Consider the following 12,871-nt stretch of genomic DNA (forward strand, 5'->3'; position numbering starts at 1 on the left):
GACATGTGGCGCGCTGCCGGGGTTATTTCGAGAAGGGATCGGACACTGGCCGGCTGGCCCGGGCAGCGACGCGGCGTTATGGTCTGTGCCCTGACGGGCGAATCAACCGATACGCGTCAACCTGCGCAAAATATCTTTACACAACATTGTGTATTGTGTAAAGTTACACACATGACAAGCGCAGACATCATCAAACGACTGAAGGCCGCCGGGTTCACCGAAGTGTCGGTGCGAGGCAGCCACCACAAATTTCGGCACGAGAACGGTCGAGTGGTGATCGTCCCGCACCCGAAAAAGGACATGCCGATTGGCACCGCCCGCTCGATCTTCAAGCAAGCGGGCATTGACTGGAGAAGCGAATGAAATATCCGATCTACGTGTGGCAAGAAGGCGATAGCGCCTTCGGCGCCGCGTTCCCGGATCTTCCGGGCGTGCACACCGCAGCCGATACGCTCGACGAACTCGAGCGCATGGCTCAGGAAGCCGTCGAGCTTATGTACGAAGACAGCGCCGAAGCGATCCCGGCCCCGACCTACGACATCCACAAGCTGCACGCGCACGAAGTGGATGACGGCTCGGGCTGCTGGATGTTCGTCGACATCGATCTGTCGAAGGTCAGCAGCAAGGCGATTCGATTGAACATCAGCCTGCCCGAGCGTCTCGTACATCAAATCGACGCTGTGGCCGAGAAGCGCCATATGTCGCGCTCGGCGTTCCTGGCGCTCGCGGCACAGCGCGAGATGGAACACGCATAACACTGAGCGTCACTACATGAGATGCCTGCCGCAGTTCTTGGCTGTTGGCAGCCTCGTGTGGTTTCGATCCACCAATGCAAAAAGCCCGCGCTGGGCGGGCTTTGGGTGTACTCGCGGTGAGTATTGGCGAATCTTAGGTGCTTTGTCGCAAAACTGCAAGGGATTTTTCCTTCGAAGTCCTTACGCTGCAACGGATTGGGCGAACTCGCACGTGGGACGGTTTGCTGGCGGCACAACGCCGTGAAGCACGAACCCGGTTTCGAGTCGCGCGACTGCGAGATTTTCCAGCTCGGCGAAGCGCCCCGCCATCCACTTCGCAGCGCGGAACGCCTTGTCCTTCGTCACCTTGTGCTGTTCGGCCAGATCCCGAATCGATGCGCCCTCGCGCTTCGTTCGCGGCAGGTAATTCCACGCGGCGAGATCCCGCAGCAGCGCAACGGCGGTAATGCCGCTCGACTTCCGCGACCATACCGCCAGAGCGTTGATTCCGGCCACCTTCTGGTCGTCGTGCGCGAAGCGCGCGAGCACCGCGGCATATTCCGGCGCGGGCAACCTGGTGTGTGCTGCGTCCGTGATCATGGCGCACTGTGTCCGGAATTCCTCGAGCGTCAGCCGGTCGGGGTCATACTCGCCCTGCGGCCCGCGCAGTTCGTTCAGCCATGCTTCCTGCGCCTTCGTCGGCTTGTCGATGGCTTCGATGATCCGAATCAGCATGTTTCGGAACGGCGCCTTCTGGCGCGGCGGCAGCGACAGAACGAGGTACGCCACGTGCAGCGCCTGTCGAGTGTCTTGGAATGCTTCGTTCATTGGCCTGTTCCCCCGTCAAAAGTGCCAATCCATCACGCCGCTTCGAGCGGCAACTGCTCAACCTGCACCCGCACGCCAGGCGTCAGGCTGTAACGCTTGCTGATGCGGTACTCGACCGCTTGGGCGTCGTCGTTCCAGACGATGCCGTTCATCCCGTCCTTCACCGCTTTAAGCACATTGTCGGCGTCGGGCTTCTTCGTCGCCCCCACCTTCCCTGCCACGGCCGCCGCCTGCTTCTTCTTCGACCAGCTCGCCGGGATCGTGAGTTCGATGTCGAGCCACAGTTCGACCGGGCCGTCGATCGGCGCGGCGCCCGCCATTGCCTCGCCGGCGGCCAGCTTCACGAGCGTCTCGTAGTTCACGGTCTTCTCGGGCGTGTACGTGCGCACGAAGCCGCCCTGGCGCGAGAACTTCGGTCGCCCTTTCGCCACCGGCTGGCCGGGCACGGAGAAAACAACCCGGCGCAGAAGCCGGGTCTCGTCGAACAGATGGCGGTTATCAGTCATGCGTTCCTCGCTGCCCATCGGGCCTTCACTTCGGTTTCGATCTGGTTCACGGCCGTCTCGCCCAACTGCCTGCGCCACCGGTCGAGCGTCGCGCGGCGCATTTCGACCTTCGGCAGCGCCATCAGGTGCCGGACGCGGCAGCACGGCTTCGTGAAGTCGAGGCGTCCGGCGTTGGCGCGGCACAGTGGGCAAAGGTCCATGTGTCATGCCTTTGGAACCTGAGCAGCGCCCTTGCCTTCCCCTCGCGCGTACGCGACGACAGAATCCGGGAGCAACTTCGCAACGGCGTCGGGGCGATCGGCAATCGGGAGCAACGCCTCGCGCGTACGCGAGGGCGAACGTTCCGACCGACCCGGCCGGGCCGCCAGAATCGCGGCGAGGTGAGCACGGCCTGTCGCCTTGTCCGTCGTGGCTTTGCCGGGGGCGGGCAGCGCGGCCATTGCGGCCGGCACGGGCTGCAGGTTGCCCTCGTCACGCACCGCGTCGAGCGCTGCGGCGAACCGCTTCACGAGGACGTCCCGGCCGAACGTGCGCATCTCGTACCCGCCGACACGCTGCGCCGCCCAGTACAGCGCCGGATCGGGCCAGACGTCGCCGCCATCAGTGTCGCGTCGGTGCAGCTGCGCGACGGCATAGTCGAGCAGCTCGTTGACGTGCTGGCGCGGCCGGCAAAGCAGCCGGAATTCCGGGCAGGTGGGCACGTAGGGTCGATCGCGCAGCGCGGCAATGCCACGCTGCCACTCGGGTGCGGTCAAGTCGGCAAGGTCCAAGGCCCACTGCCGCTTCACGCCGTCGAGGTGCTTTTGCACGGTCTCGGGCCGAGCCGGATCACCGCCGCGCCACATGTCCGCCAGCCGCGCGCCGTAGCGCTGGCCAAGCAGGGTGAACAGGCGTTCGATGAGCCGCTGCGGTGCCGCGTCATGCGGCCAGTCAGCCGACGATAGTCGCGTCGACGTCGATGGTGCCGGGGTCGTTCCCATACTCGTCTCCCAAGGGGTTACCGGCGAGGCCGGCGAGGATCGCTGCGTTTTCGGCGCTGCGCGGCGAGGCGCGGGGTGCGCCCTGGTTGGCGAGCACACGGTCGACGTAGGCCGGCAGGTAGGCGATGGCTTCCGTCGCCCGTCCCTGCGCGTCGATGATCGCAGCGCGCATCTGCCCGACCGACACACCGGCGTTCACCCAGGCCTTCGCCAGCGGCATGAACTTTTTGCGGTCGTGGACGTTGGCAGGGTCGAAGACGATCCCGTGCTCATCGCCGTAGAACTTCGCCCAGTCGGCTTCGTTGAGCGGAACGACGTCATCGTCGAAGCGCGTTACGCGAGCACCTACAGCGTTTGAAGCACCAATGACGATTTCACTCTGGCTTCTGGCTTCTGGTGTCTGGCTTCTGGTAGCCGTGGCCGTTACGTCTTCCGTTACGTCGCCATTGGCGTCGCTACCGTTATGTTTAGGCGTAACGCGTGGCGTAACGGCGACACGCAACAATGCATCTTCCAACGCCTCAATCGACGCATCGAAAGGCATCGTAATCCCATGATTTCTAAGGGCTTCATACAGGGACTTGCGGCGTTCCCTGTAGCGCTTCTGTCGTTCCGCCTTCGTGGTCCTGCTCGGTTTCGGCTCGTCTTCCGTGCCGCCGTTAGCAGACTGAATCTCGGCTTCACAACGGGCCTGCACCCACACGTCACCGTCACGCGTGAAGAACTCGCGTAACACGTTACGTAACGCTTCCGTCTCTTCAGGGGAACGTGCACACACCAGGCGCGCGGCCTGATCGTCCGGGATAGCGGCCTCGCGGGTGTAATAGACGTCGAGCAGGCGCGCATACACGCCGTGCTCAAGCAACGACAGATGAGCCGTGTCTTTCAGGTAGTCACCGATGTGTCGCTTGTAGAAGTTCATGGCGCCCCAGCCTCGCGGACCTGTTCCATTTCGACCTGGATGCGCACCGTCTGCACCAGGTCGCGCGCGTAATCCGCGCGCATGTTCATCGTTTCCGCTTTAAGCACCGCGAGCGCTGCGCGCGCCGGCACCGTGTCGGTGTCGAACAATGGCATGCTCACTTCCAACTTGCGCGCCAGCAGGCGCAGCGGTTCCAGCGGCATGGCACGGCCGCAGCGTGATTCGTGAATCTCGTAAGCGTCGACGAAGCCGGCAAGCGCCGGCACCATCTCGTACCAGCAACCGTCGTTCGTGTCCTGGAAAATCGGCGTCCCGTTCGGCATAGCCGATACAGTGCCTTCACCTTCCAGCTCGTCCAAGATTTGCTCGAGCGGGCCGAAAACAGCCGCCACTTTCCACGGTTCGGCGCGCAGTAGTACCCCGCAGCCATTGCGGCCCGGGCGGTATGGTTTGCGGGGGCGCTTGCTCGCAGCCATATCAGTCCCCCAGCGAGTGCTTGAGAAGCGTGCGCATCGCGTCCTGCCGCTCGAGCATCGCCTCGTACTCAGCGCGCGGCATCGTGACCGTGTCTGCGTCTTCAGGGATTTCCGGCGCACCTTCGAGCCGAGACAGATCAAGGCCGAGAAGCTCGAGCATTTCGCAGAACTTCTTGAGAGACAGCCCGTGACCGCGGCTGTTGTGGAAGCGGTTGAAGTTCGTCCGGTCAATGCCGAGAGCGTTCGCGACGGCGATCTGGGTACGCTTCGCGATGAGGCCCACTACCACATTTTCGTTCTTCTCAGCAACCTTCATGTGTTGCTCCCACGTGCGGTTCGTGATCCATACGATTGGTTCCAACAGAACAAACGAGGCGGCGCGACTGCGCCGAATAGAAATGGTGAGGATTCCCACCTGCCTTAGAATCGTTGGCTCTGACACCGTTGACGCTATGACAAGGGGAATCCCCATGACGTTGAAATTGGACCGCGCTTACCAGCGGGAACTGCTGACCGAACTGGCGTCGAGCTATCCCAGAGCCCATGACATTCGACCGATGCTGAAAGACGTTGACGATGAGACTGAAGAAAAGTACATCGCGAACGCCGCATACCTCGAAGCGCATGGATTGATAGACGCCCGAATTTCGTACAGTCTGAATGGCGGGGCGATGCTCGGACTGCCTACAATCACGGCCCGTGGCATGGATTTCCTTGCCGATGACGGCGGCCTGTCTGCAATCTTTGGTGTGGTAACGGTCAAGCTGCACGCCGACACGATCAAGGATCTGATCGAATCGCGCGTCGACGCTTCCGCTGCGAGCCCCGCGGAAAAGTCGGCGCTCAAGAAGCATCTGTCGACCCTTTCGTCCGAAGCGATGAAAACACTGGCCAAATCTCTAGTGGAGAAGGGGCTTCAGAATGTGCCGGACGTAGTTCAGTGGCTGCATACACTGCTTCCCCATGCATGACCGCCACGAACTCGAACCGGATCCAGCCGATGAATGCGGCACCGAACGACATTGGCGACCAGAACGTCTTCGATCCAATGCCGATGGGCACAGTGACGTGCAACTCGCACGCCGGACCGGAAAACTCAACGCGCGCGGGAAGGAACTTCGGAAATGAGCTCATCGACGCCCCCGGAATTGCTTCGGGTCGTAGTAGGGACTGGGGTGTTGGCGGTCAGCGCGATGCAGCCGCCATGCGCTGAAAAGCGAGGCGACGGTACAGAGGAAACCGGCGCGACGATGGATCGGGACGATCTTCATTTGCACTCCGTTGTGTTTGGGTGAGGGTTCCGGCTCACGCCAGTAAGATCGCAGTCACCACAGCCCGATTGACTTCTCATAAGAGAGGAACCCTCAGTGATCGAAAACAACTCGCCCGAGCTTGCGGCCCGGATAGATGTGCTTATGTTGGCGCTGGCAACCACCATCAAGCGCAGCGCGGATCGCGGATACGAAGCGGTGCTCAGCGGCAACCTAGAGAAATGGCGGGACACACTCATCGCGAGCCACGTCTCTGACGAGTACCTGACTCACTTCGACGAGCGTTGCGCCGCCTTTCTAGAATTGATCGGCGATCCGCCTCGGAAACCAAATGACGACGCAGTGCCTCGTTGAACATGACCTCATCGGACAATTCACCGGAGTTCCCCGCTGCGCCTTCAGCACTGCGGGGACCAATGCTCGTGCTCGGGGCGACCTTCGTCATGCGATCGCCCCCGCAGTTTCCCCGTCAGCCGTTGCGCCCTCACCGCCTCTTTGGGCGGGAGGGCGACTTCGGGGGCTTGGGTGAGGTTCCTCGGGACTTCCGTAGAAGAACGCAATCAACCCCGCCTTATCGAACTTCGCGCCGTGATTTTTGCAAGCGTCGAAAAGGCGATCCATGCTTTGCTTTCGAGGAACTTTCCGCGCGTACACCAGGTGCGTTTCGATGTAGTCGGTCGTGGTTCCGGCTTCCTGGGCAAAGCGGCGCTTATCGGTCGCGCTGAGCGACCGGTAAAAGGCCTTGAAGTCTTCGGTATCGGAGGTGTTCATGCACGAATGTTATGACCTTTTTGGTAATATCTCAAGCGCATTTTGTTACCCCAGTGGTGCATTTACCAATTCGGTAAGGGGTGGCTTAATTTGTCCCATGAAATCAATCGAGGAAATCCGCCGCCGAAACTTCGCTTCAGCTGTAAGCGAGAAATGCGGCAACAGCCAAACGACCGCTGCAGATCAGCTGGGGTATTCGACGCCATCGCTCGTAAGCCGCTATATTTCCGGCGCCAAACCCATTGGCAAGGGCACCGCTCGGAAGATCGAATCGACTTTCGGTTACCCAGAATTTTGGATGGATGTTGAGCACTCGGGCCGCACTGACGAGCAGCCCAACGTGACCCTTCCGCTGCCAGCGGACAAGGGCAATGTGCTGGTTTACGAGGATCCATCTGATCTGCCAGAAGACCCCGACCGGGTCTGGATTGACCGATACGACTACGGCTTTTCAGCTGGCAACGGCGGCATCCAGTGGGAACTGCGGCAAAAGCACGCCCTACCCTTCGACGCAGGCTTCTTCAAGAAAATCGGATCGAACCCGAAGAACTGCAAGATGGTGGTGGTGCGCGGCGACAGCATGGAGCCGTATCTGTTCAACCGCGACTCGATCATCATCGACGACACGAAGACCGCCATCCGTGACGGGCGCGTGTACGCCATCTACTTTGAAGGCGAGCCGCTCGTGAAGCAGATATTCACGCTTGCAGGCGGGGGCATCGTCCTGCATTCGATCAACTCGGGGAAATATCGAGACAAGGAGATCCCGCCTAACATGCTCGAGTTCGTAGTGATCGTCGGCGAGGTGATCTACCGATCGGGATCCGGCTGGGGCGGCGGCAATTAGCACTTTCGGCGCGACATTTCTATGGTATGGCCTGCTTCTGACGTCAGGAATCAAAAACGCTCACCAAGTGAAAGCAGACGGCCATCAGCCGCGATAAGAATCAAAAGAGGGGGAACGAATGTACTTACGGGGCGCAGTACTAGCATTCATCGCGGCCGCCGGCTTTCTGGGCACCATGGGACCTGCCTGTGCCAGACAAGCGCGCTCAACGTACATAGAGCCGCAGGAAAGCCAACTCGTCGAGCACGGCCACTACGCGAACAAGCGCGGGGAAACCGTCCATTCGCCAGCGCATACCAAGAACGGCGCCAAGCCTGACGGGACGTCGGCGCGGTGTCGTGACGGTTCGTACAGCTTCAGCCATTCTCACCGCGGCACCTGCTCGCGCCACGGGGGTGTGGCGGAATGGGAATGAAAGTCGACCGTCGACGGTAATCGGGCCATCCGGCGAGAGTGGGCGTCACGAACGACTAGGGGAAAACAAGAAATGACGAAATGGGGATTTGCCGTTGCAGCACTGAGCGTCTGCATATTGGCGGCGTGCGGCAGTGATGCTGACGAACAGAAGAAGCCATCCGCACCTGCGTCGGCAGCCGCCGAGCCATCCGCACCGGCCTCGGCAACGGCCCAAGCTGATCCGGAACACGAGAAGAAGCTTGCTGCCGCGCGCGCAAAGCAGATCGAGGCAGAGGCCCTCGTTCGCTTCCCGCAGTCATCGCTGGCCTGCTTGACGAAGGATGCCCTGGGCGAGGCGCTCGACTACGGCGCGAAGGGCGAACAGACCAAAATGCTTGCGATGGTCATCACCGAATCAAATCCTGATGGTCAGTGCGTCATGCTCGACCCCAAGAAGCGCTACAAGGTAATTTCGGCCGAGTACAACATCCCTGACTCGCCCGACATGGGGCTTCTCGAAATCGTCGGCGAGAAGACCATTTCGAAGAAGGGGGCCTGGACCGTGTCTTGGGTGGCCGAGCCGGTCAAGAAGCGATGATTTTCGGGGTCCACGGGCGTGTTCGGGACCCATGGTCGAGCATAGACGCTACCGGCGACGATAGTGGCAAACGCGATCTCAGTGAACCGGAATTGAGGTCGAATTCTGTAAGACGCGCTCTAAAATGCTTGGTAAGATGGCTCGGCATGTGCTAGAAATCGGTTCGCATAGTCCTGATAGAATGGTCTTATGAGTAAAGTCCCTGAAAAGCTGTTCGAAGAGCTCTTAGCGGAAGCCCCTTCCGCGGACGGCGTTCGCGCGGGTTTCAGGGAACTTGCGGAATCGATAGTTCGGTCACAGAAGAGCCTCGAAGAAAAACGAAAGAGAATAGAAGAGGACCTTCGTAATGGAGCAAGGCTCACAAAACATAGATTCCATCTATGATTTTCTGTACATTGATTCAGAAAAACTAAAATATTGGTTTTCACAGTTGTTTGATGGCGGTCTCCTGACATCCACAAAGTCTTCCGCCCAATCTAGCGAGGGCGCAACGTCCCAGATTTCGGGCAAAGTTGATGGGAATGGGGAGAAGAACGCTCTCATTTTGAAAGCACGGTTAGGTGCGTCCTTGGGGGGACAACTCGGCGCCACAAACAGTGCGACCGAGGCATTCGAGCATCTGTACGACGCGCACTGGACACGCCCGATATCAGTACTCGATAGACTTGATGAGTTCGATTTCATCGAAAGGGATTTGGCTCGCGCTGGAATCGGGGGGCTGGTGCTGTGCTCTGGGGTTCCGCAGCTGCTTGATGTCAAATTCATGCAGAACATATGGAAGCCAGGCATCAACCTGATGACTTCCGACATCAAACCAACACACAAGAATCGGGCCGAATTTCAAAGTGCGCGCAAGCAGCTGGACTCAATCGGTGACATCCTCAATGTCATGCCACCGATGCCTCAGATCTATTTTTCGGATAAAGAGGGAAGGAAAATATGGGCATGCCTCAAAGAGGAGAACATGCTTGTTAGTACCGCATCTCTCACTCTTGCTCATGGATCTCAAATGCGAGGCGAATGGCATATGGTCGCAGTTCTCGACGCCGTTCCCGACGAGACCGACGTAGCCCCTTCCGTCACGCATGCGAACGCCATGATTGAATCCGTTTCGACACTATTATCGTCGGTTAGAGAAATGGTGGGCCGAACCACTGACGCTTACGCGATCACGCCAATCATGATATTCCGCGTCGTCACTAAGCGCACATCGCCATAATTGATTGCCGTTGCCACCCCACAAGCCCGCCTCGCGCGGGCTTTTTTGCGTCCGCAATCCCTCGTGCCTAGCTTGCGCTATCGACATTACCAATTCAGTAAATAAAATCAATCCAAACATTACCTTTTTGGTTTGACTTGATTTACCATTTTGGTAATAATTCACTCCAACGCAGCACACAACCCACCCCATTCCGCTGACTGACGAGTCATGACGCGGGGTCGCCGGGCCGGGAACCGGCAGCTGCGTCAGCCGCGCGAAAGCGCATTCGGAAGTGAAGCACGAAGGGGCCAGCGAGATGAACGTCAGCTACGTCGAGGATTTCGAGGAAAAGCGGTATCAGACCTCGTTCGACGTGGCCGACGATCTGGCTGCCTACGCGGAACGGCACGACCTGACGATCGAGGAAGCGCGCGACGAACTGCGCGACCCCGAATCGATCAGCGCTGACCTGCGCCGCCTGCTCGTGCGTCGTGCACAGGGGGTTCTGTGAAGACGGGGATCAAGCAGATGGCGCTCGATGCCATTGCGCAATACAACGCCGAGACGGCGGCAGGCGGCGAGCCGGTCTATCCGGCTTGGGCCGACCAGGTCATCGGTCTGGTCAACGCCGCTGACGCGGCGATCCAATGCATGAGCGAGCTGGAACCTACCCAGGAGCGCATCGAGGCATTCCGCATGCTTCACGGTGCGCTCGCCGATGCACGAGGCGCCGCATGATCCGCCTCGCCCTTCTCGCCCGCGACTTCAGCGCGTTCTGCTTGCGCATGCTCGCCGTCCTCGTCTTCCTGTTCCTGCTGGTCGGCATCTTCAAGTACAGCGCCGACTCTTACGCAGCCGACGTCCCGACGTACGGGAGGACCGTGTGAGCGATCCCTACCTTCACGACCTCATCGAGCGCATGCGCGCTTTGGGCTGGCGGCCGTCGTGCCGCTGGACCGGCAACGACCTGATTTTCGTCCGCATCCACTGAGAGAACCGCCATGCAAATCGTGACCATCCGCGCCAGTTCGCTGGCGGAGCTTTTCGACTGCCCCGCGCGCTGGGAAGCCAAACACCTGTTGGGCATGCGCGTGCCTAGCGGCCCAGCCGCCCGCTTGGGCACCGCTATCCACGCGGGCACCGCCGCATTCGACCAGGCCGTACTCGACGGCCAGCCCATCACCGCTGACGACGCCGCCGGCGCACTCGTCGACACGCTGCATGGGAACGACGAAGAGGTCGACTGGGAAGATACGAAGCCCGCGGATGCCGAGCGCATCGGACTTTCACTGCACGCCCGCTATTGCGCCGAAATCGCCCCCACGCAGCTGTACATCGGCGTAGAAGTCCTGTGCGAACGCCTCGAGATTCCCGAGCTGGGACTCGCGCTGACCGGCACGACCGACCGCGTGCGTTCCACGATGGAAGACGGCGCGGGCATTGCTGACCTGAAGTCGGGCGGCCGAGCCGTGGGCGCCGACGGTCTCGCCGTCACCGCTGGACACGGCCCGCAGATGGGCGTCTACGAGCTGCTCGCGGAACACTCGATGGGTGTACCTATCACCGCCCCCGCACAAATCATCGGACTAAACACCGGCAAGACGCCCGCATCGCAACGCGTCGGCATTGGCGAAATCGCTTCCGCGCGCGCTGCACTCGTCGGCACCGAAGAGCAGCCGGGGCTGCTTCAGCACGCATCGAAGTTGATCCACTCGGGCAGCTTCTACGGCAACGGCAAATCGGTGCTGTGCTCGGCGAAGTACTGCCCGCGTCACGCCGTCTGCCCCTTCAAGAGCTGAGGCAGCCGTGCAACGCATCCCTCTCGAAGGCAAGACCATGGGCAACTGGACTGTCCTGATCCGAGACATGAACCCGCCCGCCCCGACTCGCTATTTGTGCCGATGCGCGTGCGGAACCGAGCGTGTCATCGCCGCGCAGACCTTGCGCACCGGTGAGTCCAGATCTTGCGGCTGCCTGCGCGCCAAGCTGATGCGTCAGAAGCAGACCACACACGGTCACTACGACACGCCGACCTATCGGAGCTGGCGCGCCATGCTCGCGCGCTGCAGCGATGCGAAGCACCGACAGTTCAAGGACTACGGCGGTCGCGGGGTTCGCGTCTGCGATGCATGGAAGAACAGCTTCGAGTCGTTCCTCGCTGACATGGGCGAGCGCCCGCCTGACACAAGCATTGACCGCATCGACACGAATGGCCACTACCAGCCCGGGAATTGCCGCTGGGCAACCCGGATCGAGCAAAACCGCAACAAGCGAACCGCCAAGAAGGAAAACAAATGACCGCCACCACTTCTCTCGCCGAAATGAAGCTCGCTGCCGGCACCCCGCGCGAAGCGAACATGCCCACTGTTCGCGCTGGCTTCTTTGATCTGCAGGGCTTCGAACTCATGCAGCGCGTCGCCAAGGCCTTCGTGAGCACCGACCTGGTTCCGAAGGCATATCGCGGCAACCTCGCCAGTTGCATGATCGCTTTGAACATGGCTCAGCGGATGAATGCCGACCCCATCTTCATCATGCAAAACCTCTACGACGTGCACGGGCAACCGAGCTGGTCGAGCAAGTTTCTGATCGCCACCGTCAACGCGTGCGGCCGCTATGCCTCGCTCAAGTATGAATGGCGCAATGAAGACAAGCCTGGTTCCGAGGACTATGGCTGCCGCGCCTGGACCACCGAGAAAGCCACGGGCGAACGCCTGAACGGCGTCTGGGTCACCTGGAAGATGGTTCGTGCCGAGGGCTGGGATTCGAAGAACGGCTCGAAGTGGAAGACCATGCCGGATCAGATGTTCATGTACCGCGCTGCAGCGTTCTGGGCCCGCACGAATGCGCCGGAGCTGAGTATGGGGCTGCCGACGGTCGAGGAGTCGCAAGACATCGTTGACGTGTACCCCGATGGCACCTTTACGGTTGCCAAGACCACCGTCGACGAACTGCGAGGTGGCACCCGTGCGACACCCGCACAGTCCGTCGATATCGTCGAAGCGTCCTCACAAAGCGACGTCGGTACCACCACTATGGATGATGGCGGCAGCCAAGGCGACGGCCAGCAACCCGGTCTCGATATCGACGAAAGCGACGATGCTGACCGCGACGGCGACGCCCCTACCTTCCAAGACGTAAACCGCGAGCTGCTCAGCGCGAAGAGCGTCGAGGCACTGGACTTCGCGCGCAGCCTGATTGCTGAAATCCCCGACGAGGCGCAAAAGGCCACGCTGAACCAGGTCGCCGCACGCCGCATGCGCGAGTTGACGCAGGCCGCTGACGAATCGAGCACCGCCACACCGGCCGGTCGCCGTACGCGCGCGCCGTTGAACGCTGACTGA

The 12,871-nt window shown here is 60.6% G+C and carries 23 protein-coding genes; 15 read left to right on the top strand and 8 right to left on the bottom strand.

What is annotated here, in order from left to right:
- The first annotated feature begins 3 nt into the window (after positions 1-3).
- Positions 4-363 (top strand): type II toxin-antitoxin system HicA family toxin, encoded by a 360-nt coding sequence (locus OYT13_RS25180; protein WP_327198099.1) that lies wholly within the window; start codon positions 4-6, stop codon positions 361-363.
- Entirely contained in the window at positions 360-755 is a 396-nt protein-coding gene (locus OYT13_RS16770) for a type II toxin-antitoxin system HicB family antitoxin (RefSeq protein ID WP_268566665.1), read from the top strand. The genes OYT13_RS25180 and OYT13_RS16770 overlap by 4 nt, the downstream gene beginning before the upstream one ends.
- Before the next feature lie 180 nt (positions 756-935).
- Here OYT13_RS16770 and OYT13_RS16775 read toward each other — a convergent pair whose 3' ends face one another.
- From OYT13_RS16775 to OYT13_RS16805, 7 genes are read right to left on the bottom strand one after another with little or no spacing between them, the layout of a single operon-like run.
- Positions 936-1,562 carry a hypothetical protein gene (locus tag OYT13_RS16775; protein WP_268566666.1) on the bottom strand — a complete coding sequence of 209 codons (627 nt, stop codon included), beginning with the start codon at positions 1,560-1,562 and terminating at the stop codon, positions 936-938.
- Between the two features lie 32 nt (positions 1,563-1,594).
- The gene (locus tag OYT13_RS16780) at positions 1,595-2,068 is read right to left on the bottom strand and encodes a RusA family crossover junction endodeoxyribonuclease (protein WP_268566667.1); all 474 of its coding nucleotides are present in this window, start codon (positions 2,066-2,068) and stop codon (positions 1,595-1,597) included.
- A complete protein-coding gene (locus OYT13_RS16785; RefSeq protein WP_268566668.1) occupies positions 2,065-2,268 on the bottom strand; it encodes a hypothetical protein in 204 nt (67 codons plus the stop codon). Before OYT13_RS16785 ends, OYT13_RS16780 begins: the two co-directional genes overlap by 4 nt.
- A gap of 3 nt (positions 2,269-2,271) precedes the next feature.
- A complete protein-coding gene (locus OYT13_RS16790) occupies positions 2,272-3,048 on the bottom strand; it encodes a hypothetical protein (protein WP_268566669.1) in 777 nt (258 codons plus the stop codon).
- Positions 2,999-3,970, bottom strand: coding sequence for a YdaU family protein (locus OYT13_RS16795; RefSeq protein ID WP_268566670.1), 972 nt, complete (start codon positions 3,968-3,970; stop codon positions 2,999-3,001). Before OYT13_RS16795 ends, OYT13_RS16790 begins: the two co-directional genes overlap by 50 nt.
- Entirely contained in the window at positions 3,967-4,446 is a 480-nt protein-coding gene (locus OYT13_RS16800) for a hypothetical protein (RefSeq protein ID WP_268566671.1), read from the bottom strand. The genes OYT13_RS16795 and OYT13_RS16800 overlap by 4 nt, the downstream gene beginning before the upstream one ends.
- 1 nt (position 4,447) lies before the next feature.
- Entirely contained in the window at positions 4,448-4,762 is a 315-nt protein-coding gene (locus OYT13_RS16805) for a hypothetical protein (protein WP_268566672.1), read from the bottom strand.
- A 154-nt stretch (positions 4,763-4,916) separates the two neighbouring features.
- On the opposite strand from OYT13_RS16805, the gene OYT13_RS16810 reads away from it, so the two are divergent.
- The 3 genes from OYT13_RS16810 (at position 4,917) to OYT13_RS16820 (ending at position 6,071) form a co-directional block, all read left to right on the top strand.
- Positions 4,917-5,417 (top strand): hypothetical protein, encoded by a 501-nt coding sequence (locus OYT13_RS16810; RefSeq protein ID WP_268566673.1) that lies wholly within the window; start codon positions 4,917-4,919, stop codon positions 5,415-5,417.
- Positions 5,414-5,659: a hypothetical protein gene (locus OYT13_RS16815; RefSeq protein WP_268566674.1), complete on the top strand. Its 246-nt coding sequence runs from the start codon at positions 5,414-5,416 to the stop codon at positions 5,657-5,659. The genes OYT13_RS16810 and OYT13_RS16815 overlap by 4 nt, the downstream gene beginning before the upstream one ends.
- A 154-nt stretch (positions 5,660-5,813) precedes the next feature.
- Positions 5,814-6,071 (top strand): hypothetical protein, encoded by a 258-nt coding sequence (locus tag OYT13_RS16820; protein WP_268566675.1) that lies wholly within the window; start codon positions 5,814-5,816, stop codon positions 6,069-6,071.
- 87 nt (positions 6,072-6,158) lie between these two features.
- Here OYT13_RS16820 and OYT13_RS16825 read toward each other — a convergent pair whose 3' ends face one another.
- Complete coding sequence (locus OYT13_RS16825; protein WP_268566676.1) at positions 6,159-6,488, bottom strand: hypothetical protein; 330 nt, start codon at positions 6,486-6,488, stop codon at positions 6,159-6,161.
- Between the two features lie 97 nt (positions 6,489-6,585).
- On the opposite strand from OYT13_RS16825, the gene OYT13_RS16830 reads away from it, so the two are divergent.
- The 10 genes from OYT13_RS16830 to OYT13_RS16875 all read left to right on the top strand — a co-directional run bounded on the left by OYT13_RS16830 (position 6,586) and on the right by OYT13_RS16875 (position 12,871).
- A complete protein-coding gene (locus OYT13_RS16830) occupies positions 6,586-7,335 on the top strand; it encodes a S24 family peptidase (RefSeq protein ID WP_268566677.1) in 750 nt (249 codons plus the stop codon).
- Positions 7,336-7,510: 175 nt separating this feature from the next.
- Complete coding sequence (locus OYT13_RS16835; protein WP_268567894.1) at positions 7,511-7,750, top strand: DUF3761 domain-containing protein; 240 nt, start codon at positions 7,511-7,513, stop codon at positions 7,748-7,750.
- Between the two features lie 72 nt (positions 7,751-7,822).
- Positions 7,823-8,329 (top strand): hypothetical protein, encoded by a 507-nt coding sequence (locus tag OYT13_RS16840; RefSeq protein WP_268566678.1) that lies wholly within the window; start codon positions 7,823-7,825, stop codon positions 8,327-8,329.
- Positions 8,330-8,675: 346 nt separating this feature from the next.
- Positions 8,676-9,548, top strand: coding sequence for a DUF6414 family protein (locus OYT13_RS16845; RefSeq protein ID WP_268566679.1), 873 nt, complete (start codon positions 8,676-8,678; stop codon positions 9,546-9,548).
- Between the two features lie 298 nt (positions 9,549-9,846).
- On the top strand, positions 9,847-10,041 hold the full coding sequence (locus OYT13_RS16850) for a hypothetical protein (protein ID WP_268566680.1): 195 nt from the start codon (positions 9,847-9,849) through the stop codon (positions 10,039-10,041).
- A complete protein-coding gene (locus tag OYT13_RS16855) occupies positions 10,038-10,268 on the top strand; it encodes a hypothetical protein (RefSeq protein ID WP_268566681.1) in 231 nt (76 codons plus the stop codon). The genes OYT13_RS16850 and OYT13_RS16855 overlap by 4 nt, the downstream gene beginning before the upstream one ends.
- Positions 10,265-10,417: a hypothetical protein gene (locus OYT13_RS16860; RefSeq protein WP_268566682.1), complete on the top strand. Its 153-nt coding sequence runs from the start codon at positions 10,265-10,267 to the stop codon at positions 10,415-10,417. Before OYT13_RS16855 ends, OYT13_RS16860 begins: the two co-directional genes overlap by 4 nt.
- A gap of 114 nt (positions 10,418-10,531) precedes the next feature.
- On the top strand, positions 10,532-11,329 hold the full coding sequence (locus OYT13_RS16865; RefSeq protein ID WP_268566683.1) for a RecB family exonuclease: 798 nt from the start codon (positions 10,532-10,534) through the stop codon (positions 11,327-11,329).
- 7 nt (positions 11,330-11,336) lie between these two features.
- Entirely contained in the window at positions 11,337-11,828 is a 492-nt protein-coding gene (locus OYT13_RS16870; protein ID WP_268566684.1) for a hypothetical protein, read from the top strand.
- Positions 11,825-12,871 (top strand): hypothetical protein, encoded by a 1,047-nt coding sequence (locus tag OYT13_RS16875; protein WP_268566685.1) that lies wholly within the window; start codon positions 11,825-11,827, stop codon positions 12,869-12,871. The genes OYT13_RS16870 and OYT13_RS16875 overlap by 4 nt, the downstream gene beginning before the upstream one ends.

Source organism: Pandoraea sp. XJJ-1 (assembly GCF_026802345.1).
Classification (GTDB): Bacteria; Pseudomonadota; Gammaproteobacteria; order Burkholderiales; family Burkholderiaceae; genus Pandoraea; species Pandoraea cepalis.

Coding starts and splice junctions, on each gene's coding strand:
- OYT13_RS25180 (WP_327198099.1), top strand. CDS start 4: ATGTGGCGCGCTGCCGGGGTTATTTCGAGAAGGGATCGGACACTGGCC.
- OYT13_RS16770 (WP_268566665.1), top strand. CDS start 360: ATGAAATATCCGATCTACGTGTGGCAAGAAGGCGATAGCGCCTTCGGC.
- OYT13_RS16775 (WP_268566666.1), bottom strand. CDS start 1,562: ATGAACGAAGCATTCCAAGACACTCGACAGGCGCTGCACGTGGCGTAC.
- OYT13_RS16780 (WP_268566667.1), bottom strand. CDS start 2,068: ATGACTGATAACCGCCATCTGTTCGACGAGACCCGGCTTCTGCGCCGG.
- OYT13_RS16785 (WP_268566668.1), bottom strand. CDS start 2,268: ATGGACCTTTGCCCACTGTGCCGCGCCAACGCCGGACGCCTCGACTTC.
- OYT13_RS16790 (WP_268566669.1), bottom strand. CDS start 3,048: ATGGGAACGACCCCGGCACCATCGACGTCGACGCGACTATCGTCGGCT.
- OYT13_RS16795 (WP_268566670.1), bottom strand. CDS start 3,970: ATGAACTTCTACAAGCGACACATCGGTGACTACCTGAAAGACACGGCT.
- OYT13_RS16800 (WP_268566671.1), bottom strand. CDS start 4,446: ATGGCTGCGAGCAAGCGCCCCCGCAAACCATACCGCCCGGGCCGCAAT.
- OYT13_RS16805 (WP_268566672.1), bottom strand. CDS start 4,762: ATGAAGGTTGCTGAGAAGAACGAAAATGTGGTAGTGGGCCTCATCGCG.
- OYT13_RS16810 (WP_268566673.1), top strand. CDS start 4,917: ATGACGTTGAAATTGGACCGCGCTTACCAGCGGGAACTGCTGACCGAA.
- OYT13_RS16815 (WP_268566674.1), top strand. CDS start 5,414: ATGACCGCCACGAACTCGAACCGGATCCAGCCGATGAATGCGGCACCG.
- OYT13_RS16825 (WP_268566676.1), bottom strand. CDS start 6,488: ATGAACACCTCCGATACCGAAGACTTCAAGGCCTTTTACCGGTCGCTC.
- OYT13_RS16830 (WP_268566677.1), top strand. CDS start 6,586: ATGAAATCAATCGAGGAAATCCGCCGCCGAAACTTCGCTTCAGCTGTA.
- OYT13_RS16835 (WP_268567894.1), top strand. CDS start 7,511: ATGGGACCTGCCTGTGCCAGACAAGCGCGCTCAACGTACATAGAGCCG.
- OYT13_RS16840 (WP_268566678.1), top strand. CDS start 7,823: ATGACGAAATGGGGATTTGCCGTTGCAGCACTGAGCGTCTGCATATTG.
- OYT13_RS16845 (WP_268566679.1), top strand. CDS start 8,676: ATGGAGCAAGGCTCACAAAACATAGATTCCATCTATGATTTTCTGTAC.
- OYT13_RS16850 (WP_268566680.1), top strand. CDS start 9,847: ATGAACGTCAGCTACGTCGAGGATTTCGAGGAAAAGCGGTATCAGACC.
- OYT13_RS16860 (WP_268566682.1), top strand. CDS start 10,265: ATGATCCGCCTCGCCCTTCTCGCCCGCGACTTCAGCGCGTTCTGCTTG.
- OYT13_RS16865 (WP_268566683.1), top strand. CDS start 10,532: ATGCAAATCGTGACCATCCGCGCCAGTTCGCTGGCGGAGCTTTTCGAC.
- OYT13_RS16875 (WP_268566685.1), top strand. CDS start 11,825: ATGACCGCCACCACTTCTCTCGCCGAAATGAAGCTCGCTGCCGGCACC.